The organism is Hydrogenophaga sp. (assembly GCF_050250835.1).
GTDB lineage: Bacteria > Pseudomonadota > Gammaproteobacteria > Burkholderiales > Burkholderiaceae_C > Hydrogenophaga.
Map to the genome: position 1 here is coordinate 582,400 of NZ_JBFWNX010000001.1, position 25,684 is coordinate 608,083.

General features: G+C 67.0%; 22 protein-coding genes. 10 read left to right on the forward strand and 12 right to left on the reverse strand.

Annotation, left to right across the window (positions count from 1 at the left end):
* Positions 1-54 precede the first annotated feature (54 nt).
* From AB7F11_RS02795 to AB7F11_RS02810, 4 genes are all read left to right on the forward strand, one after another.
* Entirely contained in the window at positions 55-2,157 is a 2,103-nt protein-coding gene (locus AB7F11_RS02795) for a chemotaxis protein CheA (protein WP_428289256.1), read from the forward strand.
* 52 nt (positions 2,158-2,209) lie between these two features.
* Complete coding sequence (locus AB7F11_RS02800) at positions 2,210-3,094, forward strand: CheR family methyltransferase (RefSeq protein WP_428289255.1); 885 nt, start codon at positions 2,210-2,212, stop codon at positions 3,092-3,094.
* Between the two features lie 135 nt (positions 3,095-3,229).
* Positions 3,230-3,856 (forward strand): chemoreceptor glutamine deamidase CheD, encoded by a 627-nt coding sequence (gene cheD, locus AB7F11_RS02805; protein WP_428289254.1) that lies wholly within the window; start codon positions 3,230-3,232, stop codon positions 3,854-3,856.
* Positions 3,857-3,874: 18 nt separating this feature from the next.
* Positions 3,875-4,966 carry a protein-glutamate methylesterase/protein-glutamine glutaminase gene (locus AB7F11_RS02810; protein ID WP_428289253.1) on the forward strand — a complete coding sequence of 364 codons (1,092 nt, stop codon included), beginning with the start codon at positions 3,875-3,877 and terminating at the stop codon, positions 4,964-4,966.
* A gap of 23 nt (positions 4,967-4,989) precedes the next feature.
* Here AB7F11_RS02810 and AB7F11_RS02815 read toward each other — a convergent pair whose 3' ends face one another.
* Positions 4,990-5,592, reverse strand: a complete 603-nt coding sequence (locus tag AB7F11_RS02815; RefSeq protein ID WP_428289252.1) for a hypothetical protein — start codon at positions 5,590-5,592, stop codon at positions 4,990-4,992.
* 196 nt (positions 5,593-5,788) lie between these two features.
* Here AB7F11_RS02815 and AB7F11_RS02820 point away from each other — a divergent pair, with 196 nt between their 5' ends.
* Entirely contained in the window at positions 5,789-7,333 is a 1,545-nt protein-coding gene (locus AB7F11_RS02820) for a methyl-accepting chemotaxis protein (RefSeq protein ID WP_428289251.1), read from the forward strand.
* Positions 7,334-7,391: 58 nt separating this feature from the next.
* Here AB7F11_RS02820 and AB7F11_RS02825 read toward each other — a convergent pair whose 3' ends face one another.
* The 5 genes from AB7F11_RS02825 to AB7F11_RS02845 are packed head-to-tail and all read right to left on the reverse strand — an operon-like array spanning position 7,392 to position 12,262.
* The gene (locus AB7F11_RS02825; protein WP_428289250.1) at positions 7,392-8,483 is read right to left on the reverse strand and encodes a hypothetical protein; all 1,092 of its coding nucleotides are present in this window, start codon (positions 8,481-8,483) and stop codon (positions 7,392-7,394) included.
* A gap of 7 nt (positions 8,484-8,490) precedes the next feature.
* Complete coding sequence (locus tag AB7F11_RS02830) at positions 8,491-8,940, reverse strand: universal stress protein (protein WP_428289249.1); 450 nt, start codon at positions 8,938-8,940, stop codon at positions 8,491-8,493.
* 36 nt (positions 8,941-8,976) lie between these two features.
* Positions 8,977-9,399, reverse strand: coding sequence for a response regulator (locus tag AB7F11_RS02835; RefSeq protein WP_428289248.1), 423 nt, complete (start codon positions 9,397-9,399; stop codon positions 8,977-8,979).
* Positions 9,396-11,276, reverse strand: coding sequence for a sensor histidine kinase (locus tag AB7F11_RS02840; protein WP_428289247.1), 1,881 nt, complete (start codon positions 11,274-11,276; stop codon positions 9,396-9,398). Before AB7F11_RS02840 ends, AB7F11_RS02835 begins: the two co-directional genes overlap by 4 nt.
* Positions 11,273-12,262 carry an ABC transporter substrate-binding protein gene (locus AB7F11_RS02845; protein WP_428289246.1) on the reverse strand — a complete coding sequence of 330 codons (990 nt, stop codon included), beginning with the start codon at positions 12,260-12,262 and terminating at the stop codon, positions 11,273-11,275. The genes AB7F11_RS02840 and AB7F11_RS02845 overlap by 4 nt, the downstream gene beginning before the upstream one ends.
* 142 nt (positions 12,263-12,404) lie before the next feature.
* Between AB7F11_RS02845 and AB7F11_RS02850 the strand changes: the two genes are divergently transcribed.
* From AB7F11_RS02850 to AB7F11_RS02865, 4 genes are all read left to right on the forward strand, one after another.
* Positions 12,405-13,094, forward strand: a complete 690-nt coding sequence (locus tag AB7F11_RS02850; protein ID WP_428289245.1) for an ABC transporter ATP-binding protein — start codon at positions 12,405-12,407, stop codon at positions 13,092-13,094.
* The gene (locus AB7F11_RS02855; protein WP_428289244.1) at positions 13,078-15,588 is read left to right on the forward strand and encodes an ABC transporter permease; all 2,511 of its coding nucleotides are present in this window, start codon (positions 13,078-13,080) and stop codon (positions 15,586-15,588) included. The genes AB7F11_RS02850 and AB7F11_RS02855 overlap by 17 nt, the downstream gene beginning before the upstream one ends.
* A gap of 143 nt (positions 15,589-15,731) precedes the next feature.
* Positions 15,732-16,547 carry a S1 family peptidase gene (locus AB7F11_RS02860; protein WP_428289243.1) on the forward strand — a complete coding sequence of 272 codons (816 nt, stop codon included), beginning with the start codon at positions 15,732-15,734 and terminating at the stop codon, positions 16,545-16,547.
* A 40-nt stretch (positions 16,548-16,587) separates the two neighbouring features.
* The gene (locus AB7F11_RS02865; protein WP_428289242.1) at positions 16,588-17,646 is read left to right on the forward strand and encodes a pyridoxal phosphate-dependent aminotransferase; all 1,059 of its coding nucleotides are present in this window, start codon (positions 16,588-16,590) and stop codon (positions 17,644-17,646) included.
* Positions 17,647-17,652: 6 nt separating this feature from the next.
* Here AB7F11_RS02865 and AB7F11_RS02870 read toward each other — a convergent pair whose 3' ends face one another.
* Entirely contained in the window at positions 17,653-18,699 is a 1,047-nt protein-coding gene (locus AB7F11_RS02870) for a TRAP transporter substrate-binding protein (RefSeq protein WP_428289241.1), read from the reverse strand.
* 179 nt (positions 18,700-18,878) lie between these two features.
* On the opposite strand from AB7F11_RS02870, the gene cls reads away from it, so the two are divergent.
* Entirely contained in the window at positions 18,879-20,264 is a 1,386-nt protein-coding gene (gene cls, locus AB7F11_RS02875) for a cardiolipin synthase (RefSeq protein ID WP_428289240.1), read from the forward strand.
* Here cls and AB7F11_RS02880 read toward each other — a convergent pair.
* From AB7F11_RS02880 to AB7F11_RS02900, 5 genes are read right to left on the reverse strand one after another with little or no spacing between them, the layout of a single operon-like run.
* Complete coding sequence (locus tag AB7F11_RS02880; RefSeq protein WP_428289239.1) at positions 20,261-21,895, reverse strand: type IV secretion system DNA-binding domain-containing protein; 1,635 nt, start codon at positions 21,893-21,895, stop codon at positions 20,261-20,263. The two genes, cls and AB7F11_RS02880, sit on opposite strands and share 4 nt — an antisense overlap.
* A 9-nt stretch (positions 21,896-21,904) precedes the next feature.
* Positions 21,905-22,918: a P-type DNA transfer ATPase VirB11 gene (virB11, locus tag AB7F11_RS02885; protein ID WP_428289238.1), complete on the reverse strand. Its 1,014-nt coding sequence runs from the start codon at positions 22,916-22,918 to the stop codon at positions 21,905-21,907.
* Between the two features lie 11 nt (positions 22,919-22,929).
* Positions 22,930-24,054, reverse strand: coding sequence for a TrbI/VirB10 family protein (locus tag AB7F11_RS02890; RefSeq protein ID WP_428289237.1), 1,125 nt, complete (start codon positions 24,052-24,054; stop codon positions 22,930-22,932).
* Positions 24,055-24,104: 50 nt separating this feature from the next.
* The gene (locus AB7F11_RS02895) at positions 24,105-24,950 is read right to left on the reverse strand and encodes a TrbG/VirB9 family P-type conjugative transfer protein (protein ID WP_428289236.1); all 846 of its coding nucleotides are present in this window, start codon (positions 24,948-24,950) and stop codon (positions 24,105-24,107) included.
* A gap of 8 nt (positions 24,951-24,958) precedes the next feature.
* Entirely contained in the window at positions 24,959-25,672 is a 714-nt protein-coding gene (locus tag AB7F11_RS02900) for a VirB8/TrbF family protein (protein WP_428289235.1), read from the reverse strand.
* Positions 25,673-25,684 lie beyond the last annotated feature (12 nt).

A 25,684-nucleotide genomic window follows, 5' to 3' on the forward strand; every position in this document is an offset into this window, starting at 1 on the left:
CCTCGGTGTCTCTCGAAATGACCTCGCCCCACCTCGCCACCTCAGGAGTTCACCATGGGTGAAATGATGAACGAAGGTCACCACGTCGGTGACGACATCGACCTGAGCCAGTTCTACCAGATCTTTTTTGAAGAAGCGGGTGAGAACCTGGACCAGATGGAGCAGATGCTGCTCGCGCTGGACGTCGAAAAGGCCGACGACGAAGAACTCAACGCGATCTTTCGCTGTGCCCACTCGATCAAGGGCGGTGCCGCCACCTTCGGCTTTGCCGATGTGGCCGAACTCACGCACCAGATGGAATCGCTGCTGGACAAGCTGCGCCGCCACGAACTGCAACCCACCAGCGCCATGGTGGACGTGCTGCTGGAGTCTTCCGACGCACTGCGCGGCCTGCTGGCCGGCCACCAGGGCCGGGGAGCAACGCCACCAGCCACCGGCGACCTGGTGCACCGCATCAGCGTGCTCGCCCATGGCGATGCCACGCAACCCATGCCCGCACCCGCTCCTGTGGCAGCGATTGCCGCCCCGGTCGCTGCGGCGCCCGCTCCGGTGCGCCCCGCCGCCAAGGCAGAGCGCGAGCTGGAGATCCACATCGGCCCGCTGGACAACCCCGCGCAGGCCGACGGCATCGCCGAACTCTTCCGGGACATCCCGGGCCTGGGCAGCGTCGAAGCCCTGCCCTGCGATCTGACGACCCACCGCGCCTGGCGCGCGCGCACCTCGGCCAGCGACGCCGACCTGATGGACCTGTTCACCTTCCATGTGGGCAAGGACGACATCCGCATCGTCGAAGAGGCCGCTCCGGTGGTTGCCGCGATCGACGAAGACCACCTGGTGGGCACAGGCCACCCGAACCCGACCACCGAGGGACGCGACTACGGATTTTTCGAAGGCGCGCCCGGCGTGCCCGCCCGTGCGGCCGCCTCCGAGATCGCCAGCGCGGCCCGTGCCGCGCCGAAGGCAGAAGGGCGCGGCAACGCCGGTACCGGTCTCGAATCGAGCACGCTGCGCGTCTCGGTGAGCAAGGTGGATCAGCTGATCAACCTGGTGGGCGAGCTGGTGATCACGCAAGCCATGCTGGCGCAGAAGAGCCGCGAGCTCGACGACAACGCCAACCAGCCTCTGCTGGCGGGCCTGGCCGACCTGGACCGCAACACCCGCGACCTGCAGGAAGCGGTGATGTCGATCCGCATGATTCCGATGTCGGTGGTGTTCAATCGCTTCCCGCGCATGCTGCGCGACCTGGCCAGCAAACTGGGCAAGAAGGTCGAGCTGGTCACACAAGGTGAGTCCACCGAACTCGACAAGGGCCTGGTGGAGAAGATCACCGACCCGCTGACCCACCTGATTCGCAACAGCTGCGACCACGGCATCGAGATGCCCGACGAGCGCCGCGCCAGGGGCAAGACCGAACACGGCACCATCACGCTCTCGGCCACGCACGAAGGCGGCTCGATCCTGATCGAGGTGCGCGACGACGGCAAGGGCCTCTCGCGCGAAAAGCTGCTGAAGAAGGCGCGCGAGAAGGGCATCGAAGCGCCCGACTCCATGACCGACACCGAGGTCTGGAACCTGATCTTTGCGCCCGGTTTCTCCACCGCCGACGAGGTCACCGACGTCTCTGGTCGCGGCGTGGGCATGGACGTGGTGAAGAAGAACATCACCGCGCTCAACGGTACGGTGGAAATCGACTCGGCCGAGGGCTTCGGCATGCGCGTTTCGGTGCGCCTGCCGCTCACGCTGGCCATCATGGACGGCATGTCGGTGCGCGTGAGCGACGAGGTGTACATCCTGCCGCTGTCCAACGTGGTCGAGTCCTTCCTGGTCAAGCCCAGCGACATCAACACCCTGGCGCAAGGCGCGCAGGTGGTGAAGGTGCGCGAGGAATACATGCCGGTGATCGAGCTCGAACGCGTGTTCAATGTGCCGCGCTTCGAGCACAACGGTGCCAGCCCCATCATGGTGGTGGTGGAGGCCGATGGCTCGCGCGTGGCACTCATGGTGGACGAGCTGCTGGGCCAGCAACAGGTGGTGATCAAGAACCTGGAATCGAACTACCGCAAGGTGCCCAACATTTCGGGCGCCACGATCCTGGGCGACGGCAAGGTCGCTCTGATCCTGGACACCTCCGGCCTCGTACGCCGCTCCCGGCACTGACCCTCCGCCACAGCCAGCGGCCCGGAATTCCCCAACACGCCGCAAGCCCACCATGTTGCTCCAGACCACACCTCCCCGCCGCGCACCGGTCGTGCCACCTCGGGTACCCGCAACGCAGGACGGCCCGCTGGCCGAGGGCCGCGAGTTCATCTGGTCCGATGCGGACTTCGCCCGCATCAAGGCGCTGATCTACAAGAAGGCCGGCATCAGCCTGCACGACGGCAAGCACGCGATGGTGTACAGCCGCGTCTCGCGCCGCCTGCGCGAAACCGGCCACGACAGCTTCAGGACCTACCTGGACTGGCTGGAACAGCACGACGGGGGTGAATGGCAGGAGTTCATCAACGCGCTCACCACCAACCTCACGGCGTTCTTCCGGGAGCAGCACCACTTCGGCATCCTCGCCGATTTGCTCGGCGCGGCGCGCTCGCAGCCCTGGCGCTTCTGGTGCTCGGCAGCTTCCACCGGTGAAGAGCCATATTCCATCGCCATGACGGCCACCGAGGCGCTGGGCGCCAATGGCTCGTTCCAGATCGTCAACAGCGACATCGACACCCAGGTGCTCGCCACGGCTCAGCGCGGTGTCTACAAGGTCGATGGCGTCAAGGGACTGAGCCCGGAGCGCCTGCAGCGCTTCTTCATGCGCGGCAAGGGCAGCAACGCTGGCCTGATGCGGGTGAAGCCAGAGCTGCAGAAGCACATGAGTTTCCAGACCGTCAACCTGATCCAGGACCTGCCGTTTCGCGAACCCTTCGACGTGGTGTTCTGCCGCAACGTGATGATCTATTTCGACGCCACCACCCAGCGCCAGGTGCTGGAGCGCATCCACCGCGTGATGAAACCCGGCGGCATGCTGTTCGTGGGACACGCCGAAAATTTCAGCGATGCGCGCAACCTGTTTGCGCTCAGGGGAAAGACGGTTTATGAGCGGCTTTGAACACCCCCCAGCGTCGTTGCGCGCCTTCCCCTCTTCGGGACAACACCAGCGGCCCGTCCTGAGCCTGTCGAGGGGCGGTTCCGCGGTGGTTCTGGAACGCGGCAACTCGCACCACTGCCATGGCGGAGGCCCGGCATGATCTCGGCGCCTTCGTCTCTGGAAATGTTGAAAGCCCGCCCGCGCAAACCGGGTGAGGCCAGTTTTTTCTACCAGGACCACCACTTCCACCACGATGCGGTGAAGGTGCTGCCAGGTGAATACTTTGTAACCGCCGACGACCTGATGGTGATGACGGTGCTGGGTTCGTGCATCGCGGCCTGCATCTGGGACCCGCGCGTGCGTGTGGGTGGCATGAACCACTTCATGCTGCCCGAAGGCGGCGGCGACACCAGTGGCCGTTACGGCTCCTACGCCATGGAACTGCTGATCAACGAAATGATGAAACTCGGCGCCCGACGCGAGAGCATGCAGGCCAAAGTGTTTGGTGGCGGGCAGGTGATGCATTCGTTCACGACCATGAACGTGGGTGAGCGCAACACCGCCTTTGTGCTGGACTACTTGCAGACCGAGCGCATCGCGGTGATTTCCAAGGACGTGCTCGACATCCATCCGCGCAAGGTGTGCTATTTCCCGGCCAGCGGCAAGGCCATGGTCAAGCGGCTCGCGCACTCGCACCCCGAAACCCTGGAGACCCAGGAACGCAAGGGCAGCGCGGCCGTGGTGGCCAGGACAACGTCTGGTGGATCGGTGGATCTGTTCTGAGTGCAGGGAGACAACAAGATGGCCAAGATCAAAGTGGTGGTGGTGGACGACTCGGCGCTGGTGCGCAGCCTGCTCACCGAGATCATCAATCGCCAGAGCGACATGGCGTGCATCGGCGCAGCCAGCGACCCGCTGGTGGCGCGCGAGATGATCCGCGAACTCAACCCCGACGTCATCACGCTCGACGTGGAGATGCCGCGCATGGACGGGCTGGAGTTTCTCTCTCGCCTGATGCGCCTGCGCCCCATGCCGGTGGTGATGGTCTCCACCCTCACCGAGCAGGGCGCCGAGATCACCCTGCGCGCACTGGAGATGGGTGCCGTGGACTTCGTGGCCAAACCGCGCATCGGCGTGAGCAGCGGGCTGCAGGAGCTGGCCGGTGACATCGTGGACAAGATCCGCGTGGCGGCCGGCGCGCATGTGAAGCGCCTGCCGTCTGCACCTGCCGCTGGTGCAACCGTCGCAGCCAGCAGCACGCCGCAGGCCCCACGCGCTATGCTGCCGCGCGTCTCGACCGAAAAGATCATCTGCATCGGCGCCTCCACCGGCGGTACCGAGGCCATTCGCGAGGTGCTGGTGCCGCTGCCGGCCGATTCGCCCGCCATCGTCATCACCCAGCACATGCCGCCGGGCTTTACCACCAGCTTTGCGCACCGGCTCGACACGCTGTGCCGCATCCGCGTGCAGGAGGCACGCGATGGTGACCGCATCCTGCCGGGCCACGCGTACATCGCGCCAGGCGGTCGCCACCTGCGCATCGACCGCAACGGATCCAACTACGTGGCCGTGGTGGAAGACACCGAACCCGTGAACCGCCACCGCCCTTCGGTGGAAGTGCTGTTCAGGTCTGCCGCGCGGGTGATCGGCCCCAACGCGCTGGGCATCATGCTCACCGGCATGGGCGCCGACGGCGCCGCCGCGATGCGCGAGATGAAGGATGCCGGCAGCTACAACTACGTGCAGGACGAAGCCACGTGCGTGGTGTTCGGCATGCCGCGCATGGCCATTCAGCATGGAGCAGCGCATGAAGTGCTGCCCCTCACACAGATCGCCCCGGCCTTGCTGGCGCGTCTTGCGGCGACGCCTTCGGGTGTGCGGCACCGCATCTGAGGCCGGCGCGGCCGCAATGGCACTCAGACTCGGTGGCTGAGGAGGCTGCCTGTCTCCTTTGTCTCCGCGCGGCGATTGCCCTGCGCGTCGTAGCCGTGGTTGGCGTTGTGGGGCGCGGCACCTGAACGTGCGGACGCCGCAGAGGGTGAAGCGACAACGCGGCGGGAGATCAGGGAAGCCGCCACCTGCGACAGGTCGGGGGCGGTGTCGCTTTGCGTGCCAGGCGCCGAGGGGTCTCGGCCCAGCGCCCGGTCCACCACGGCGGCACTTGCCTGCCACACATTGGTGAGCACTTCTTTGAGGTGCTCCATGGCCTGCTTCTCCCGTTCGCGAGCGGCGTGCGCCTCGAGCTCGGCCTTGCGCTGCACCGCCTGGGTCTGGTGGTCGCCGGCGGTCGGCCTGGCCGCCGCCGGGGTATCGCCCGCCACGGTGGTCTGGCCATGCGATGGCCGCTGCCCGGGGGAAGGGAACGCATGCCCTCGGCCGTTGTGGCCAGAGCGAGGCCCGGTCTGGCTCTCACCACCCGACTGGAGCGCCGGCACGGCAGGCACCGGCGAGACGGGCGCGACGGCAGCCGACGGCGGCGTCGGCCAGGAGACGGCACTGGAGCTGGGCAGGTTGATCATGGCATTCCCTCTCAAACAGGCGACGGGCACAAACAGGCCCGGTGTTCTCCCCTGCGTTTCGACCGCTTTTCCGAAAACTTGAGGCCTGTTTCAAGTCTTCTTGTTTCTGGTCAAGCGTCGCCGTTTCCCCGCACAAGTCGCGGGCATGCAGGCCGAAGACATCAGGTGACTCAACACCCACGAAACCGAGGTTCCCATGCGCGTCAACACCCCCGTCACCCAGCGCGAATACGATTTCCCCGACAACGCCACGCTGATGTCCACCACGGACACGCAGAGCCATGTCACTTACGCCAACGCCGCCTTCGTTGCCGTGAGCGGCTATGCGCTGGAGGAAATTCAGGGCCAACCGCACAACCTGGTGCGCCACCCCGACATGCCCAAGGAGGCCTTTGCCGACATGTGGGCCACGCTCAAGGGTGGCGAGCCCTGGACGGCGCTGGTGAAGAACCGGCGCAAGAACGGCGACCACTACTGGGTTCGTGCCAATGCCACGCCGGTGATCCGCAACGGCCAGCACCAAGGCTACATGTCGGTGCGCACCAAGGCCTCGCCCGACGAGATTGCGGGCGCCGAGAAGCTTTACGCCGACCTGCGTGAGGGGCGCGCCACCCATCTGCGGCTGCACAAGGGCCTGCTCATGCGCAAGGGGTTGTGGGGTCTGGGCTCCATGTTCAAGACCATGCGCGTGCGCCAACGCATCCGCCTGCCGCTGGCGGGCCTGCTGGCCTTGCTGGTCGGCGGCGCCTGGATGCTCGGCCTGCAAGGCGTGCAGTGGGCTTCATTTGCCGGGCTCTCGGCGGTGGCTGTGGGCCTGGCGGCCTGGTTTCTGGAGGCCCAGATCGCCGGCCCGCTGGAACAGCTGCGCCACACCGCGCTGCGTGTGGCCAGCGGCGACAGCCAGACCGTGGCGCACATGGAACGGGTCGATGAAATCGGCATGACGCTGCGCACCATCAGTCAGCTGGGGCTGATGTTCCGCTGGCTGATCGACGATGTGAGCGAACAGGTGTTGACGGTGCAGACCGCCGTGAGCGAGATCGCGCAGGGCAACAACGACCTGAGCCAGCGCACCGAGCAGGCCGCGTCCAGCCTGGAGGAAACCGCTGCCTCGATGGAGCAGATGACGGCCACCGTGCGACAGAATGCCGACACCTCGCGCCAGGCCAACCAGCTCTCGGGCTCGGCCCGCGAAGCCGCTTCGCGCGGCGGCCAGGCAGTGGCGCAAGTGGTGGACACCATGGGCCGCATCACCGAGAGTTCGCGCCGCATCGGCGACATCATTGGCGTGATCGACGGCATCGCGTTCCAGACCAACATCCTCGCGCTCAACGCCGCCGTGGAAGCCGCGCGGGCCGGCGAGCAGGGACGGGGCTTCGCGGTGGTGGCGGGCGAGGTGCGCAGCCTGGCGCAGCGCAGCGCCGAGGCGGCCAAGGAAATCAAGCAGCTGATTGGCGCGAGCGTGGACACGGTCGAGTCGGGCACTCGCCTGGTGGACGATGCAGGCAAGACCATGGAAGAGATCGTGCAGCAGGTCAGCCGGGTGTCCGACCTCATCAGCGAGATCAGCGCGGCCACCATCGAACAGAGCGGCGGCATCCAGCAGGTGAGCCAGGCGGTGGGCCATCTGGATCAGGTGACCCAGCAGAACTCGGCCCTGGTCGAGCAAGGCGCTGCCGCCTCGCAAAGCCTGCAGCAGCAGACGCAGCGCCTGGTGGAAGCGGTGAGCGTGTTCCGCTGAAAGAACCACTCGGACTCCCCACACGCGTCAGATCCTGTTTTCCCACACCAGCCGCGACTCAAAGTCCTTCAAACGCCGCCGGATTGCGGTGACTGCGGGTGACGCGGGCACGGCGCGAGAGGTAGGTCACGGCGTCCAGAAAGCCGGCAAGTCGCACGATGCCCATCGGCTCGTCCACCGTGCCCACCGCCGTGGGCACGGCCTGCGTCCAGCCTTCGAAAGGCCCCGGGTAAGGAGCGAGGGCATAAAACTTCTGCTGCGCAGTGCGCCAGTCGCTGGGGCCTACACGTTCCAGCAGGTAGAGCAGCCAGGCCTCCTGGTCGCTCAGGCGGTAAAAGGTGAAATTGACGTTCGGTGCATGCCCCGGCGCGCAGGCATGGCGGGCAGCGGCGTCTGGGCTGTCGGGCGAACTCGGCCCGTAGAAGAGAGGGGCGGCAGGGGCGGCCGCATCGGCCAGGGCCTGGCGCTTCGCATCCACCATCGACAACCAGTTGCTGTAGATCCGGTAGCCGCGCTCATCCAGGCGCTCCCTCGCGGCGCGCACGTAACCGTGTGTGTCGGGGTGGTGCTCCCACACCAGCTCGCCTGCCGATTCCAGGTGCTGTTCGGCCAGCCGGCGGTCTCGCAGGGCCGAGGCCGGCATCGGCCGATAGACGAAGGCGAGGCGCGCCACATCGGTGTCGGTCGGCTCGGAGGATGGCACCGCATCCGCCGGGCGCACGAACACCTGCAGATCAACACCGGTATCCAGCCGCGCAAAGGCCACCGGCGCGCCTTCTCCTTCCTCCAGAGCCCATTGCAGATCGCCCAGGATCTGGGCATTCCACTGCACTTCCTCGCGCAGGTGCACCAGCGAGCGCGTCAGCGTCACATCCTGTCGGACCATGGGCAGGTTGAAGCCGGCGGCACCCAGTCGGCCCTGCACATGCTGGACGACGAAGCGCCGCAGCAGGCGCTGCGCGGCGGTGTCGCACTCGGGTCGCTCCTGCGCGGCCTCGTGCGCGAAGTGCCAGTCGTTGGCCATGCCCTGGCGGGCCACCAGCGGACCACCGCACTCGACGCACACGCAACCACACTCGGCGCCTCGCTCCACCTCACCAATGAATCGCATATCACCCCCGGCATCGAGGGCGACAAAAAGCTTGCCCACGGCCAGATCAGCCGTCGGTTGGCGCCTCGTCGGGCACCTTGACGAGGGTGACGGGCACCGCCGAACGCTGCACCATTTCCTGTGACACCGAGCCCAGCACCGCCGCGCGCAGGCCGCCACCGCGCGCGCTCATGATGACGGCATCGCAGCCATGGCTTTCCAGGATCTCCGCCAGCATGTGGGAAGGATCGCCACTGGCCAGGGCGGTCTCCACTTGCAGGCCGGCCGCGCTGAGCAGGGCCACGGCGGGGCGCACCAGATCGCGGGCCGCGGCCTCGCTGACTTGCTGCAACACCTGGGGATCGTGCGCCACCACGAGTTCATAGAGGTTGGCCGACTCCTGCACGTTGGCCACGACGAAGCGCGCCTTCAAACCCGCGCCCACCAGGCGCAGCGCATGGCGCACCGCCAGCAAGGAGGGCTCGGAGCCGTCAACGGGAATGAGGATTTTCAGCATGGAAGCTCCGGGGTGGAAAAATTGAGTCCTTTGGTATCAATATGCCCGTTCATTGAGCACACACCAGTTCTGCTCGATGTGCTCCGCCACTTCCAGGAATTTGTTGAAGCTCACCGGTTTCTCAATGTAGGCATTGACCCCCAGATCGTAGGCGGTCTTGAGGTCACTGTCTTCTCTCGAGGAAGTGAGAACCACCACGGGGATTCGGCACAAATGTGGATGGCGCTTGAGCTGGTGCAACACCTCCAGCCCGGTCAGGCGGGGCAGGTTGATGTCGAGCAGGATCACCGCCGGCCAGGGCTCGCCCGCCTCCCAGCGCGGGACCCAGGCCAACGCCTCTTCGCCGTCGCGTGCCACCTCGATCCGGTTGGCAAGCTGGCGTTTGCGAAAGGCGCGCAGGGTGAGGTCGAGGTCCATGGGGTTGTCCTCGACCAGCAGGATCGGCGGCAAGGGTTTCACTCGGGGAACTCCAGAAAGAAGGTGGCGCCTTCGCCCGGCTGGCTTTCGGCCCGCACGCGGCCGCCCATTCGCTGCACCGCCTTGGCCACAAGCGCCAGGCCCACGCCCGTGCCGGCGTAGTCTTCGGCTCGCTGCAGGCGCTGAAAGATGCCGAAGATGCGGTCGTGGTATTTCATGTCGAAGCCCACGCCGTTGTCGCGCACCCAGAGAATGCGGCGCCCTGCTTCGCTGCGGGAGCCAATTTCCACCACCGGTGGCGAACGCCCCTTGCTGAACTTCACGGCGTTGCCGACCAGATTGCGCAGCACCAGGGCGAGGCCTTCGCGATCGAGTTGCAGCACCATGGGCTCCACCTTCAGATGCAACTGCGTGCCGGCGGTGCGGATATCGGCCCCGTGACCTTCGATGACGAGTTCGATCAACGGCATCAGGTCCACCTGCTGGGACTCCATGGTGCGACGTTCCATGCGCGAGTAGTCCAGCAGATCGGAGATGAGCGCGCCCATCTGATGCACGCCTCGGCGGATGCGGCCAATGAACTGCCGGCCTTCGTCGTCGAGGCGTTCGGCGTACTCTTCTTCCAGCAACTGGCTGTACCCGTCGATGCCCCTCAGCGGTGCCTTGAGGTCGTGCGAGACCGTGTAGGAAAAGGCTTCGAGCTCTTCGTTGGCGGCGCTGAGCTGCGCAGTGCGTTCGGCCACACGCAGTTCCAGTTCGGCATTGTGGTGTTCCAGCCTGGTCTGCGCCTGCTTGAGCGCGGTGATGTCAAGCAGCACCCCGCTGATGCTGCTGACCTTGCCTTCGGCGTCGCGCGTGAGCGAGGTGCGATCGTCCACCCAGGCCCATTGCCCATCGGCTCGGCGCAGCCGGTATTCCTGACGGTATTCGTCGAAACCCCGCTCGTGGAAGGCGGCGCTTTCGGCGGTGATGCGTTCAATGTCGTCGGGATGAACCAGGTCGTGGTAGCGGAGATCCATGAGGAGAAGCTGGTCGGGTTGGTAGCCCCACTGCGCGACCGAGCGGCTGATGTAGCTCATGGGCCGACCGGTTTCGTTGCGCCACTCGATCACCACCACGGGCGAGCGGTCCACCAGCGCGTTGATGTGCCGCAACTGGGCCTGCCCGGCCTGCAGGCGTTCGGCCATGCGATCGGCCTGGGCACCGATCAGCGCCAGCTCATCGAAGCCTTGCAAGCCGGCTCGAACCTGCAGTTGCCCTTCGCCCATGGTGGCCAGCGTGCGCGCCAGGCGCTCCGCGCGGCGAAACCAGATCAGGTGAGCCAGCACCGCCAGCAAGCCCACCAGCAAGGTCAGCAGCAGCGCCTCGCGCATCACCTGCTCGCGCAGGCCCGCGTGCCGCTGCGCCAGTGGCAGGCTGAGGTCGGCCACGGTCAGGAGGTGGCCGCCGGTGTCGATGGAAGCGTGCCCGAACAGGTATGGCGCGCCGGGGGGCCGGATCACCTTCACCGAGCGGCCCTCCAGCAGCAGGGCATTGCGCTCGCTCAGTCCTGCAAGCTCGGGATGGCGATCGAGCACCTCGCCGAGGCCACGCCCGATGTCGGCGCGTGCCAGCGAAGCCACCACCAGGCCGGTGTCGTCCACCAGGTAGGCATTGAGCATGCCGCTGTAGACGCCCAGGCCGCCCACGAGGCGGCGCACCAGCAAGGCATTGGCCAGGCCCGACTGCGCGCTCAGGCGGCTCTGCTCCACACCCAGGCGTTCCAGCAGGCGCCGGGTTTCCAGCTCGGTGACGCGCCGATCGACGTCGCGCCATTGCAGGGCGAAGCCAGCGGTGATGGCGGTGAGCGCGAAGACCGCGAGCAACAGCGGCGCGAGCCAGCGCCCCGGAATCGACACCAGGCCGGGCCACCGACTCATGGCAGGAGTCCCGCCTGCGGCGCGCGTTCGGCCGGCGCGCTGTCGATCAGGGCCGCCCAGTTGGGAAACTTGCTCAGCAGGCCCAGGCTCATGAGTGTCTCGGCGACCGGTTGGCCCAGGCCCACCAGCCCGGGTTCGGAACCGGCCAGCAGGTGCAGCGACTCATCGGGCGAGAAAAAGCGAAGGCCCTTGAGCACGTCCAGGTAGTCCCGTGTCGAGAGGTCCGCGCCGGGGCCCAGCGAGGCGGCCGCGCCCACCGCGTCGAGCCGCAGCACGTTCAGGCCACCGTTCCAGGCAGCGAGCAGCGCATCCACCGCCGCCGGGCGTTCGCGCAGCACTTCGCCGCGCACCACCAGCACGTCCAGGATCTCGCCCGGCATCTGGCGGCTGTCGAAAATGCGCCGGTAGCCGGCTCGGCGAATGGCGCCCTCGATCGGCGCATAGCTCACCGCAACACTCACCCGGCCACTCTGCAAGGCCGTCAGGTGCTGCGTGGACTCCATCTTCACCACCGACACGTCCGCGCTCGTGAGGCCGGCCTTTTTCAACAGGCGTTCGAGCACCAACGTGCCCACGCTGGCCTCTTCCACGGCAATGGACCGGCCTCGAAGGTCCGCCAGCGCCCGGACGTCTGGCGCCGCAAGCACCACGTCAGCGCCGTCGGAGGTGTCGAGCAGGGCAATGATGCGCACGTCAAAACCGCTGTCGGCCAGCCGCAGGGTCTCGTCCAGCGTCAGGGCGGCTGCGTCCAGCAGGCCATTGCGCAGGTGCCGCAGCGCCTCGGCGCTGGAGATGAGTTCCACCACCTTCACGATCTGGCGGTCGGTCATGCCCCGGTCGCGCGCCAGCACCAGAGGGTCGTAGCCCACCCAGGTGTTGATGCCCACGGTGAGCGGTGGCCGGGGCGGTTCGCCACAGCCCGACAGCCCGATCGACAGGCAGGCTGCAACCCACACTGCCCGGAACCGCTCTGACCATCCCGTCATGCCAAACACTCCCTGATTCATTGAAACATTCTGTCACCATCACAGATCTTCATCGGTCCGGCCTCCGCAATCTTGAGCAGCGCACCGAGCCACTCCCGCGCCGACCACTGAACTTTCCCGCCGCCAGCGCCCCTCACACCGCATGATTGAAGTCTCCGGCCTGTCCCTTCACTACCCGCTGGGTCCCCGGCGCATCGAGGTGCTTCGCTCGGTGGACCTCTCCATCGCCTGCGGGGAGCGCATCGCCATCACCGGGCCTTCGGGTTCGGGCAAGACCTCACTCCTGCTGTTGCTCAGCGGCCTGGAACGGCCCACGGCAGGCCGCATCTGCATGGCCGGCACCGAGCTCGCGGGCCTGGACGCCGACGCCCTGGCCGACCTGCGGCGCGACCAGATGGGCATCGTGTTCCAGTCGTTTCACCTGCTGCCCAGCTTGAGCGCTCTGGACAACGTGGCCCTGCCGCTGCAGATGGCGGGCCGGCGCGATGCGTTCGAGCGCGCCGGCGAATTGCTGCACCGTGTAGGCCTGGGCGACCGCCTTCAGCACCATCCGGGCCAACTATCGGGTGGTGAACAGCAGCGGGTGGCGATCGCGCGCGCCCTGGTGCACCGCCCGCGCCTGCTGCTGGCCGACGAGCCCACGGGCAATCTGGACGATCACACCGGCGAGGCCATCCGCTCGCTGCTGTTCGATCTGAACCGCGAGACCGGCGCCACACTGGTGCTGATCACGCACGATCCCGACTTCGCGGCCCGTTGCGACCGCGTGCTGCGTCTGCACGACGGCCAGTTGCACGAAGCCACCACCCCGCCCCATGCGCTTCCTGCTTAGCCTGGCCTGGCGCGACCTGCGCGCAAGTGGCCGCCACCTGTGGATCTTCTGCGCCTGCCTGGTGCTGGGCGTGGCGCTGGTGGCCGCTGGCGGTGGTCTCTACCGCCAGGTGGCCGATGCCTTGCGCTCCGACGCACGGCAGCTTTTCGGCGGCGACCTGGCGGTGGAGCACACCGCGCCGCTGCGCGACGACGTGCTGGCCTGGATGACCACGCGCGGTGAGGTCTCACGCCTGGTCGAATTGCGCACCATGCTGCGCACGAGCGACGGCCGATCCCAGTTGATCGAACTGCAGAGCGCGGACGCACGCTACCCTCTCTACGGCACGGTGGAGCTCGCACCCGCCAGCTCCCTGGACATGGCACTGGGCCAGCGCGAAGGCTTCTGGGGCGCGGCGATCGACCGCGCCCTGGCGCAGCGCCTGGGCCTGGTGGTGGGCGACCGCGTGGAGGTGGGAGACCTCAGCCTCATGGTGCGCGCCGTGGTGCTGCGCCAGCCCGATCGCAGCCTGCGCGCCGACTGGAGCGGCGCGCCGGTGCTGGTGGCCGATGGCGCGCTGCAAGCCAGCGGGCTGGTGCAGCCGCTCAGCCGTGTGGAATACCACTACCGCGTGCGCACGGGCGAACCGCTGGCCTCGTGGCGCGACGCCTTCGTCGCCGCCTTCCCCGACATCGACGCCGAGGTACAGACCTTCGAGGAACGCAGCCAGCGCTTGGCCGAGGTGCTGGGCCAGATGGGCTCGGGTCTGCTGCTGATCGGCTTCTCGGCTCTCTTCATTGGCGGGCTGGGGGTGTTCAACAGCGTGCAGGCCTACCTGCAGGGCAAGCTCGGCACGCTGGCCACGCTGCGCGCCCTGGGCCTGCGCGACGGCCGCCTGGCTGCCCTGGTGCTGCTGCAGATCCTCATGCTGGCGTTGCTGTCCAGCCTGGCCGGCGTGCTGATCGGCAACGCACTGGCCATGGCTGGCACCTGGGCCGCCGCGCAGCGCCTGCCCCTGGCCCCGGTGCTGCGCGCGCTGTGGGCGCCTTCGTTGATGGCGCTGGGCTTTGGTGTGCTCACGGCGCTGGCGTTTGCGCTGCCAGCGCTCGGACGTGCGCTTTCAGTCTCGCCAGCAGCGCTGTTTCGCGGCATCGACGGGACGCGGCTGCGCGCACCTCGCCGCGTCTGGCTGCTCACGGGCGCAGCGGCCGCACTGGTGGCCGTGCTGGTGGTGACCAGCGTGCCCGACACGCGCTTTGGCGCGGCTTTCGTCCTGGCAACGGCCGCGCTGCTGCTGGTGCTCGATGGGCTCACGCGCCTGCTGCGGCGCCTGGCGCGCGCGGCCCTCGCCAGGCCGTCATGGCACATGCCGGTGGAACTGCGGCTGGCACTGGCCGGCCTGCAGCGCACGGACTCCCCGCTGCGCGCGGCCCTGCTCTCGCTCGGAGCGGCACTCACGCTGCTGGTCGCTTGTGCGCTCGTGGTGGCAGCGGTGTTGCGCACCGTGAACGAGACCGTGCCCGAGAACGCACCTGCCCTGGTGTTCTACGACGTGCAGACCGAGCAGATCCCCTTGCTGCGCACCACCCTGCAGGCCCAGCCTGGCCTGCGCCAGCTCACCACCGCGCCACTGGTGTTGGGCCGCGTGGCCGCTGTGAATGGCCAGGCGCTGCGCGAGAGCGGCGACGGCGAGCGCGTGCGCGAGGCGCGGGACGAACAGAAGCTGAGCAACGCGGCCGGCAACATCGACGATGTGGTGCTGCGCGAAGGCGCCTGGTGGACGCCCGGCCACGAGGGCGCACCGCAGGTGGCGATGGAAGACCGCGAGGCCGACCAGCTTGGCCTGAAGGTGGGTGACCGGCTGCGCTTCGACATCATGGGCGCGCCGGTGGAGGCCGAGCTGGTGGCGATCTACAGCCAGCGCCGACTGCAGGCGCGCCTGTGGCTGGAGGCCATCTTCAGCGATGGTGTGCTCGACCCCTTCATCACGCGCCATGTGGGAGCCGCACACCTGGACCCCGCCGGCGCGCAGCGCGCGCAGGACGAACTCGCCCGCGCAGCACCCAACATCGCCAGCGTGCGCACCGAGTCACTGCTGGTGGAGACGCGTGCGCTCATGGCCCGCGCCAGCACCGGCCTGGCGCTGGTGGCTGGTGTGTGCCTGGCGGCCAGCCTGCTGGTGCTGGCCAGTGTGGTGGCCAGCAGCCGCGCGCGGCAGGTGTTCGAAGCCACGGTGATGCACGCGGTGGGCGCGCGCCTCTCCAGCCTGCGGCGTGTGCTGTACTGGGAATACCTGCTGCTGGCCGTGATCACCGCCGCCTTCGCGATGGTGGTGGGCAGCGCACTGGCCGCGGCGCTTTTGCGATGGCGACTGGACCTGGATCCCGCCGGCCTCTACTGGACCGGCGCACTCACCGCACTGGGCGTGAGCTCGGTGAGCCTGGGGCTGGGCGCACGCTACCTGCTCGCCCAGATGCGACTGAACCCCGCCCTGCTGCTGCGAGATGGAGCGTGAATGCCACCGTCGAGAGCGTTGTCAGTTCCTGCCCCCTTCGATGCCCCTGGAGATTTCGACAGCGCACGGCAGGTGGGGCATCTGCAACGCGACGGTTCCGACAGGCCGCGCCCGCAACCACCTGAACGATGAGACACTGCACCATGAACCGCCCCGCCACCACCCCGCCCGCCGCCGCGCCCGCCGCCACCGAACCCCGTGAAGCGCCAGACACCGCGCCCGTGGACCCCTTGTTCCTGGCGGCGCCGCGCGTGTCCACCTTCCTCGGCACCCAGCCCCTGACCAACGCCAGCGGCTTTTTCTTCGAGCGCGATGAGCGCCTGTACCTTGTGACGAGCCGCCACGTGGTGATTGACGAGGACACCCGCCACCTGCCCGACCGGCTGGAGATCGAGCTGCACATCAACGCCTCCAACCTCACGCGATCCACCGGCTTTTCCGTGCTGCTGTACGACGAGGGCGTGGCCGCCTGGCGCCAGGGCCGCGACAGCGGCAGCGAGATCGACGTGGCCGTGCTGGAACTCGATCGCAGCGCGCTGCCCGACGATGCCGTGATCCGAGCCTTCACACCGGCCCACCTGCAGACCGCGTTTGACGAAGTGCGCCCCGGTGAATCGCTGCTGGTGGTGGGATTTCCGCTGGGGTTTCACGATGCGCTGCACCACCTGCCTGTGCTGCGCCATGCGGTGATCGCCTCGCCCTACGGCATCCGCTTCCAGGGGCAAGGCTACTTTCTCACCGACGCGCGCACCCACCGGGGCACCAGCGGCGCGGCGGTGGTGATGCGCGACGCCAGCCCGGGCGAGGCGACGGCAGCCCTGCCCTGGAAGCTGCTGGGCGTGCACTCCTCTCGCATGGACATGGGCAACCGCGATCTGGTGCTCGACGAATCGCTGGGCCTGAACTGCGCCTGGTACGCGGACATCCTGCTCACGCTGACCGAGCCCCGCAGCGGCTAGGCGATCTGCTGTGCCCTGATTTCCCCGGACAATGCGGAGCATGTCCCTGCCCATTCGCCCCGCTGTCCAGGCCAGCCCCGACTACCCTTTCTCGGCCATCGAGGCCCCCGTCAAGCTCGATCAGAACGAGTCCTTTGCCGATTTTCCCGCCGAGCTCAAGGCCATTGCGCTGGAGCGCCTGCGCGAACTGCCCTGGCACCGCTACACCGACCTGCACGCCGAGGCCTTGTGCGATGCCGTGGCGCGCCACGACGGCTGGGCGGCCTCAGGCACCGTGGTCACCACCGGCAGCAACGTGCTGATCGCGCTGCTGGTCCAGCTCGCGGGCATGGGTGCGCGCGTGCTCACGGTCAAGCCCAACTTCGCGCTGTACGGGCTGGACGCCCGCTTGCTAGGCGCTGCGCTCACCGAGGTGCCGCTGCACACGAACCTGGGCACCGACGTCGACGCCCTGATCGCCGCGCTGGACGAGGCACCCGCGCGTGGCGTGGTGTTTGTGGCCAGACCGCACGCGCCCACCGGTTCGCTGTGCGGACTGGACGACCTGGAACGGCTGGCGCGCGCCTGCCAGGACGGCTGGCTGCTCGTGATCGACGAGGCCTACCACCACTTCACGGCACACGATGCGCGCGAGCTTGCAAGACGCCATCCCCACGTGGTGCTGCTGCGCACCTTCTCCAAAGCCTGGGGGCTGGCGGGCCTCCGGCTGGGCTACGCACTGGCGGGGGACGAGGTGGCACGCCAGTTGCGCAAACTGGTGCCGCCGTTCGGCGTGTCGGTTCTGCAGACGGTCTGCGCGCTGGTCGCGCTGGAACGACCAGGCTACCTGCGCGAACGCGTTGCCCACACCCTGCGCGAGCGTGAGCGCGTGTTCCAGGTGCTGCAAACGCACCCGACCTGGCAGGTGATGCCGTCGCATGCGAATTTTCTGCTGGTGCGCACGCCCGACGCGGCACAGGCCCACGCCGCGCTGCTCGCGCAAGGCGTGCTGGTGCGGCGGCAGGACCGCCTGCACGGACTCGAAGGCTGCCTGCGCATGACCATCGGCACCGCCGCCGAGAACGACACCTTCCTGCGCACGGCCGGCCTGTCGCCTTGAGCGAGCTCAGTTCCTGGGGCGGTACTTCTGGATCAGCTCCCGTCCACCGGCCAGCAGCTTCTTGCCGTCAAAGCCCTTGCGGTTCATGTCTTCCACCCACTGGTCGACGATGGGCGCGCAGAGCTTGATGAACTCTTCGGTCTCGGCCGTGCCCATCACGGTCACGGTGTTGCCACGGTCGACCACGGCCTTGCGCACGACCGGGTCGTAGTCGGCGATGAGGCGGCCGAACATGCCCGAGGTCTCCAGGCCGGCATTGCGGTCGATGACCTGTTTGAGATCGGGCGGCAGCGCTTCGTAGCGGGCGCGGTTCATCACCATGAACTGCGCGCTGTTGTTGAAGCCGGGCATCCCCTTGGCGAACTCGGTGTGGAAATTGGTCAACTCGTCGAGCTTGCCGGCAGGCACCGTGTCCCAGGGCAGGATGGCGCCGTCGATCACTCCCTTGGACAACGCATCCGGAATCTGGGGCAGGGGCATGCCCACCGCCGTGGCGCCGACGGCGCTCAGGATCAGCGTGGACACGCGCGTGGGGCCGCGCATCTTCAGCCCACGCAGGTCGGCGGCCTTGGTGACCGGACGGCGCTTGTTGTGCAGGATGTTCAGGCCGTGGGTGTGGAAGGCCAGCACCTTGACGTCCTTGAACTCATCGGGCGCGTAGGTGGTGAGGTATTCCCAGGCCGCCTTGGAAGAACCTTCGCCGTCGTAGGTAAAGAACGGCAGCTCGATCACTTCGGAGCGCGGGAAGCGGCCGGGCGTGTAGCCGGCCAGCGACCACACGATATCGACCACGCCGTCGCGCGCCTGGTCGTAAAGCTGGGCGGGAGCGCCCCCCATCTGCATGGAGGTGAAGCCCTCGAACTTGATGCGGCCATTCGATTCCTTCTCGATCTTGGCCATCCACGGCACGATCACGCGGCTCCAGACGTTGGACGTGGGGGGCACGAAGGTGTGGAACCGCAAGGTGGTCACGCTCTGGGCCAGGGCAGGCAAGGCGGGCACGGCCACACTGGCGGCGGCGGCGGCCTTCATCAGCGTTCTTCTGTCGATCATTCGAGTCTCCTGTAAGAACCGGGACTATGGAGCAATTAGGTTGAATCGTCAACACGAATCCGTCGAATGGTTCAAGGTTTCAAACCCTTGAAAGGCCAGCAGGTCGACGGGGCAATGGCTGGCATCCTGCCCCGGGGCGACCCACACAGGTATCCTCGCGCGATTCCAGGAGACGCCGAATGACCCTGCCTTGCCGATGGTGGATGCTGCTGACTTGCGTGCTGGCCCTGTCGGCCTGCAAGAGCCTGCCGATCATCGTGCCCGACCTGGCGCAGGCGCGCTCGGGCCAGAAGGTGCAACTGGAGGGCGCACGGGGTCCACTGACGGCCGCCCAGAGCAAGGCCGTTCTGGACCGGCTGCGCGGCAGCGGCCAGGACACCGGCATCTTCGCGCGCCACCTCGCGCTGGAGGAGGCTATCGTCGGCAGCCCGCTGACCACCGGCAACCGGGTGTTGCTGCTGGAAGACGGCCCAGCCACCTACCGGGCCATGCTGGCGGCCATCGCGGCGGCGAAGGACCACATCCACATGGAGACCTACATCCTGGATGACGACGAGGTCGGCCAGCGCTTTGCGCAGGCGCTGATCGAACGGCAGCGCGCTGGCGTGCAGGTGCATGTGATCCGCGACAGCGTGGGCACGATCAACACCCCGCTGGCGTTTTTCAAGCAACTGACCGACGCCGGCATCCGGGTGCTGGAGTTCAACCCGGTCAACCCGGCGCGCGCACGCAAAGACTGGGAGCTCAACGAGCGCGACCACCGCAAGTTGCTGATCGTGGATGGTCGCACGGCGTTTTTGGGCGGCATCAACATCAGCGGGGTGTACACCAGCGGTTCATCGGGCTCGTTCTCGCGCCTGGCGGCGCATGGCGAGGCGGCCTGGCGCGACACCGATGTGCAGATCCAGGGCCCTGTCGTGGCCGATTTTCAGAAACTCTTCATGGCGACCTGGGCCCAGCAGAAGGGCGAGCCGATGGTTGAACGCAACTACTACCCGTCACCGGTGAAGGCGGGCAACGATGTGGTGCGCGCCATCGGGAGTTCACCCGAAGAACCGTACAGCCAGATTTATGCCACGCTGCTCTCGGCCATCGGCAGCGCCGAAACCAGCGTGTACCTGACCAACGCGTACTTCGCTCCAGACCCGCAGTTGCTGACCGCCCTCGAAGACGCCGCTGCCCGCGGGGTCGATGTGCGGCTGATCCTGCCGAGCAAGACCGACTCCTGGCTGGTGTTTCACGCCGGGCGCGGCTACTACGAACGCCTGCTGCGCGCCGGCGTGCGCATCTTCGAGCGCCAGGGCGTGATCCTGCACTCCAAGACCGGTCTGATCGACGGCGTCTGGGCCACCGTGGGTTCCACCAACCTCGACTGGCGCAGCTTCCTGCACAACCACGAGCTCAATGCGGTGGTGCTGGGGGCGGATTTCGGTGCGCAGGTGCAGGCCATGTTCGACAGGGACCTGGCCGGTTCCAGCGAGATCACGCTGGCCCAGTGGAAACGGCGCTCGATCGACAACCGCTTCCTGGAAGGCTTTGCCCGGCTCTGGGAATACTGGCTCTAGCCAGGTCGCTTCTCTTCGCGTGGCTCGAACGGCACGCCCACCTTCGGAAACAGGCGTGCGGCGAGCGACACCTTGCACAAGGGGTAGTCGCCCGCAAACGAGACATAGGCCTTGAGGTTGGGCAGGTCCTGGATCTGGCTGGGCAGCAGGACCTTTTCGGTCACGTTGCGGCGCGAGATGGTGCGTGAACTGTTCTTCATGGAATAGCCCACCGAGCGCTGCGTTTCCTTGCGCACAAACTCCGATTCGCCGACGCCTTTGCTCAGCTCCTCCGCCGTGGCGGGGTCGGTGTGCGGGATGTTGAGAAACAGCAGGTTTCGAAAACAGCTGCGCAGCGTGACCGACTTTTCTTTGCCGTACAGGTCGTCGAGCTGCGCGGTGGACTGGATGCCACAGAGGAAACGCGCACCGTGCTTGCGCCCCTTGGTCAGTCCCGCCTCGAGGCTGCTGAGCTTTTCCAGCGAGGCCAGCTCGTCGCACACGAACCAGGTCGGGCGCGGCGGACCATTGACCGGGGCCGACAGCGTGGCGGTGATGACCACATCGAACCAGGTGGAGATGAGCGAACGCAACGCATCGGCCATGTCCTCGCGCCAGGTGATGTAGAGGTTGCCCGGAGCACCTTCGAGCCAGTCGCGCAGCGAGAAGTTGCCCGGCGGCATGTGCTTGTGTGGCCCCAGGTATTTGGTGGCGATGAAGCGCGTGGAACCCATGGTTTTCTCCGCACCCTCGGCAAACATCGAGGCCGCAGGCGTGTCGGCCATGTATTCCGCCAGCGTCTCGATGGGCAGTTCGCAGACGAACTTGATGAGCACGCTGGTCTCGCGGCAGCCCTGAGTCCAGAGCTTGAGCATGACTTCCTTGATGAGGAACTGCGCGTAGCCGTTCCACTCGCGCATGTCACCCGTGCCGTCGGGCACCACGCTGCGGGCAAACCGCTCGCAGTCGTAGGCGGACCGGATTTCGTTGAAGATCGACCAGCCGGGTGTGCGGCGATCGAAGGGGTTGAGCAACAGGTCGCCTGGCTGCGCAAAGATCGAGTAGTAGTCGCCGTTGGGGTCCACCACCAGCAGTCGATCGCCGCGCCGGACCGCGCCCGACAGGATCTCCTTGATCGCCTGGGACTTGCCGGCACCGGTCGTGCCCGCCACCAGCATGTGCAAGGGCTCCACCGACACCGGGATCGGCACCCCGCCCACGGTGGCCTGGGGCACGGTGCGCCAGAAGTCTTGCCAGATCTGAGACGGGCGAGGCTTGATCTGCGCAAACTGGAAGGCCGTCCGCACCCGGATCAGCCGGTTGCGGACTGTCTGCTCGCTGGTCATGCGGCGGAGCACCGCCACCGTCGTGAAGGTGGCGCCCCGCACATGGCGCACCGGCTTGCTGTGCGGATTGCCCAGCATCCAGGCCAGCCACACCACCACCCCCACAAAACCCCCGCCCAAGGCCAGGCTGGCGTAGGTGATGGTCAGCAGGTTCGGCGCGCGGAAGGCCAGCGAGGCGGCAGCCAGGAGGTCGTGCGCCATCGGAGGCTTCAAGTCGAAGGCCTGGACCACCCACAGCAGCCACACGAGTGCGCTCGCGAGGGGCGCGCCCAGCACACCCACCAGACTCAACAGCAGCAAGCGCAAGGCGTGTCCCTAGGCGCCCTTGAGGCCTTGCAGATCCAGGCGGTCACGCGGGCCGAACCAGACTTGCGAGATCCGGCGGGCGCCATTGTCGAAGCGCTTGAATTGCACCACCACGTCGATGACCGACTGGATGTATGGCAGGAGCGCCTGGTTGCTCATGGCCTGGAAACCTTCACGGCGTTTCACCATGAAGCAAAGCCGCTCGAAACACAGGCGCGGGCTGTCAGCGTGGATGGTGGAAATGGACCCCGGGTGCCCCGAGTTGATGAGCTCCAGGAAATCCGCCGCTTCGGAACCCCGGATCTCACCAAGCAGGATGCGATCGGGCCGCAGGCGCATGCAGGCCTCCAGCAGATCCGTCACGCCGACTTTGGCCACGCCCTGCCCCCCTTTGCTGGCGATCAGCGAAAGGCGGTTGTGCTGGGACAGCGCGATCTCGGGCACGTCTTCGATGGTCACCAGGCGCTCGTCTCGGCCCATCTCGTCGGTGAGCGCACGCAGCGCCGTGGTCTTGCCCGTGGAGGTGCCGCCCGAGATGATGATGTTCTTGCGCAGACGCACCGCCGCCCGCAGAAAGCCCACCATGTCGCCACCTTCGAGCATGGCGGTGAGTTCGGCATCGTCTTCGGCGCCACCACCGACCGTCTCGCACGGCCGCAAGGCACCGTCTCGATCCAGGTCTTCGAGTGAAAAGCGTTTGCGCGAAGGCATGCGGATCGCCAGTCCGAACATCTCGGGCAGGCAACCCGGGGGCATGACCACCTGCACCCGCTGCCCTTCGGGCAACTGGGCCGACAGCAGCGGTTGCCGAGGGCCTACGGTCTGGTGGGAATAGGTGGCAATCAGTTCCGCCAGCTGGTTGAGCCGGCGTTGGTCGAACTCGGGAATTTCATGCGGCACCCAGCTTCCCTCTGACTCGGCATAGACCTCCCCTGGCCGGTTGACGATGATCTCCTCGACGCCCGCGCTTTCAAGCAGCGGGCGCAGAGGCGTGAGGTACGAACGAAGTGCAACGGTGCTCATGACTCGGTGCCTCAGCGGGGCTTGGAGGTCAACGACGAGAGGTCCAGATCGCGCGCCACGAACACGCGCATGCGGCTGCCCTGCACGACCTGGATCGTGGGCGGTATGTTGGCCTGCGACTTCAGGATGCTCTCCACCGTGGACTGCAGGCCATTCACCGCCTCGCTGCGGGTCCGATCCACGATGATCAGTCCGCCCGCACTTTGGCTTACCCGGCTGGAGACCGCGGCCTCTTCGACGGCAACACCCATCATGGACACGAGGAAGGCCGCACCAAAGCGTTCGAGGTAGTGGTTGTCGACCTCCCCGGTGACGCCAGTACGGCCCAGGCCGTCCGTCCCCGGGCTCGCCAGGCGCACGCTCGTTCCGTCGGGCAGGATGGCGCGCTGCCATATCACCATCACACGCGACTGCCCGGCGGAAATCCGCGCGGTCTCGTATTCACCCACGAGTCGGGACATCTTGGGTATCAACACCCGGCGCCCCGATTCTCCATAGACATCTTCGTCCACCATCGCGCGCACCTGGCCGGGCAGCGCGGTATGGATCGAGGTTTCCAGCACCGCCGAGATCGTCTTGCCCTGCAGGATCTTCTGATCCAGGGAGGGGTCGTCCGGCTCCAGCGCAGTGAACACGAAACGAGCGTCGGCATGCATCGCTGGCGCGGGCTTGGGGGCCATCGCCTGAACCACGCCCGCGCCCTCCTCCTGGGGCTTGGCAGCGTCCACTTTGGCGGTGCCCGATACAGGCACCAGCAACGGCGCCCTGCGCCGAAGCAGGGCAAACTCGGCGGCGTCTCTCGCCGCGGTGGAATCGACGGGTGGCAACGGGGCGGACGGGGGCAGGGGCGGCACGGCGGCGGCCACCGGCGTGGGCACGAACAGCGGCTCGGGCGGGGGAGGCATCACGCGGGGCGAGGGCTTGAGCAGCTCCGGCTCAGGCTCTTCCAGCCCCACATTCCTGGTGTCCACATCGCCGCTCCAGGCGCCGTAGACCAGCAAGCTCGCCAGGCCGAGCGACAGCGGCCAGACGAGCCGATTCCATCGGGTCGGGACCTTGCGGTGGAAACGACCCATGGGCTCCCTGGGTGCAAGGGAGGCCGGCGGCTCAGGCGAAGAAGCTTGTTCGTTTTGCATGGCGCGAGATCAGAAGGCAGGTCTGTGGCGAAGGCAATGCCTGGATGGGATCAACGCTCCCGCAGGCCGGTGTCGGGCCGTTTCGGGAACGCATCATTGAACACGCAGGCGACCTCGGCATTGCCCGCGCTGCGAAACACGAGCTGGCGCGTCACTTTCTCGACCACCAGCCATTCGCCTTCGCGGCGAAAGTTCACCAGCGTTTCATTTTTCTGCGTGTCCACCTCGAACACGGCGGGTGTGTTCTCGTGTCGAGCGAAGCGGATGTAGGTGAACTCGCCATCGTCCAGCACCTGCACCGGCGCTGCCACACGTGAGCCTTTGAACGAATACTTGAAGTTCCATTGCGATGGCAGCTTGCTGCGCGACTGTGAAGACAGCCCTGCCGCCAGCGCCGTGGGCATGCCCACGGTGCTGCGCGCCTCCAGCTGACGGGTCTCGTCCTGCGGATAGCGAAAGCGAACCCGGTAGGTGAGGCGGCCGTCACCGGCGCCCAGCGGCTGGAATGCCTGAAGTGTGAAGGTGTAGGAGCGTCGCGTGGTTTGCACCAGCAGATTGGTTTCGGCCTTGTCCTCGTGCGGCTTGAGGTACAGCACGTTCTCTCGCGCAACGGCCTGCCACGCCACGCTGTCGCCGAGGGACACGTTGACGATCTGTTCATCGACGCCGAACTCCACCGCCAGCGTGTAGCCATAGGCCCCTTGCAAGCGGATCACCGCTTCCGGGTCGTAGGCCACCACGCGAATGCGTTCGTCGGCCCGGGCGGGCCTGGCCTCGCCATCGGGGGCAGCCACTTTCGACACTGGGGTCTTGGATGAGCGCTTGCGTGAGGACGCGTCTGCCGCCTGAGCGCTCAGCGCGATGCAGGCGGCCATGAGGAGAGGCATGGCTTTCATGGGGTCTTTCATGGATTGCGCACGGTGGCGGCGTCGCGTCGGTAGCCCGTCACCTGGAAGCCGAACGGGTTGACGAGGTCGCTGCCGACGCTCGGTCGGTGGGTGAACCGGAATTCGACGATCGCAGCCCATTCGTACAGGCCGGTCGATTTCCCGTCGACGAACTCCTCGGTCTGGAACTGCACATGGGCCACGCCGTCCTTGAGCAGCGAGATCGAGTGGATCTTGGGCAACCGCTCCAGGCGCTGCCCCAGCGCCCGATCCTGTGCCGTGCCGCCAAACAGCGACGACAACCGGGTTTCGACGGTGGGAGAAGCGAAGAGGCGCAAGGTCTTGACGCGGCTCTGCACGTCCGCATGGCTCCAGGTTTCGGCGGCCATCATCCACTGGTTGATGTGAAACTTGCGCACCGCTTCCATGCCGGTCAGGCGCTGCGCATCGTCCACGTTGTAGCGAACATGGCGCACGGTCTGCGTCGCGTCGTTGTAGGCGATGGTCACCACCTCCACCTTCTCGCGCGAGAACACCAAGGCCATGGCGATGGTGGCGGCGAAGGTCACCACCCAGCTCAGAGCGGCAAACACGTAGGCCCGATTGCGGGCCACGCGGACATTGCGGATCAGTTCGGCGTCCCAGGTGGAAGCGGCCGCGTAGTAGTGCGCCTCGGCGGGCGAACGTTCGGTCTCGGGATGCGTCATCGGGTTCATGGGGACTGGCGGCATGTGGTCTCGTGG

Excerpts from the sequence above, each read along its gene's own strand:
- cls (WP_428289240.1), top strand. The coding sequence starts at position 18,879 with ATGACCCTGCCTTGCCGATGGTGGATGCTGCTGACTTGCGTGCTGGCC.
- AB7F11_RS02865 (WP_428289242.1), top strand. The coding sequence starts at position 16,588 with ATGTCCCTGCCCATTCGCCCCGCTGTCCAGGCCAGCCCCGACTACCCT.
- cheD (WP_428289254.1), top strand. The coding sequence starts at position 3,230 with ATGATCTCGGCGCCTTCGTCTCTGGAAATGTTGAAAGCCCGCCCGCGC.
- AB7F11_RS02795 (WP_428289256.1), top strand. The coding sequence starts at position 55 with ATGGGTGAAATGATGAACGAAGGTCACCACGTCGGTGACGACATCGAC.
- AB7F11_RS02870 (WP_428289241.1), bottom strand. The coding sequence starts at position 18,699 with ATGATCGACAGAAGAACGCTGATGAAGGCCGCCGCCGCCGCCAGTGTG.
- AB7F11_RS02820 (WP_428289251.1), top strand. The coding sequence starts at position 5,789 with ATGCGCGTCAACACCCCCGTCACCCAGCGCGAATACGATTTCCCCGAC.
- AB7F11_RS02890 (WP_428289237.1), bottom strand. The coding sequence starts at position 24,054 with ATGCAAAACGAACAAGCTTCTTCGCCTGAGCCGCCGGCCTCCCTTGCA.
- AB7F11_RS02845 (WP_428289246.1), bottom strand. The coding sequence starts at position 12,262 with ATGACGGGATGGTCAGAGCGGTTCCGGGCAGTGTGGGTTGCAGCCTGC.
- AB7F11_RS02855 (WP_428289244.1), top strand. The coding sequence starts at position 13,078 with ATGCGCTTCCTGCTTAGCCTGGCCTGGCGCGACCTGCGCGCAAGTGGC.
- AB7F11_RS02815 (WP_428289252.1), bottom strand. The coding sequence starts at position 5,592 with ATGATCAACCTGCCCAGCTCCAGTGCCGTCTCCTGGCCGACGCCGCCG.
- AB7F11_RS02900 (WP_428289235.1), bottom strand. The coding sequence starts at position 25,672 with ATGCCGCCAGTCCCCATGAACCCGATGACGCATCCCGAGACCGAACGT.
- AB7F11_RS02800 (WP_428289255.1), top strand. The coding sequence starts at position 2,210 with ATGTTGCTCCAGACCACACCTCCCCGCCGCGCACCGGTCGTGCCACCT.
- AB7F11_RS02860 (WP_428289243.1), top strand. The coding sequence starts at position 15,732 with ATGAACCGCCCCGCCACCACCCCGCCCGCCGCCGCGCCCGCCGCCACC.
- AB7F11_RS02830 (WP_428289249.1), bottom strand. The coding sequence starts at position 8,940 with ATGCTGAAAATCCTCATTCCCGTTGACGGCTCCGAGCCCTCCTTGCTG.
- AB7F11_RS02810 (WP_428289253.1), top strand. The coding sequence starts at position 3,875 with ATGGCCAAGATCAAAGTGGTGGTGGTGGACGACTCGGCGCTGGTGCGC.
- AB7F11_RS02895 (WP_428289236.1), bottom strand. The coding sequence starts at position 24,950 with ATGAAAGCCATGCCTCTCCTCATGGCCGCCTGCATCGCGCTGAGCGCT.
- AB7F11_RS02840 (WP_428289247.1), bottom strand. The coding sequence starts at position 11,276 with ATGAGTCGGTGGCCCGGCCTGGTGTCGATTCCGGGGCGCTGGCTCGCG.
- virB11 (WP_428289238.1), bottom strand. The coding sequence starts at position 22,918 with ATGAGCACCGTTGCACTTCGTTCGTACCTCACGCCTCTGCGCCCGCTG.
- AB7F11_RS02850 (WP_428289245.1), top strand. The coding sequence starts at position 12,405 with ATGATTGAAGTCTCCGGCCTGTCCCTTCACTACCCGCTGGGTCCCCGG.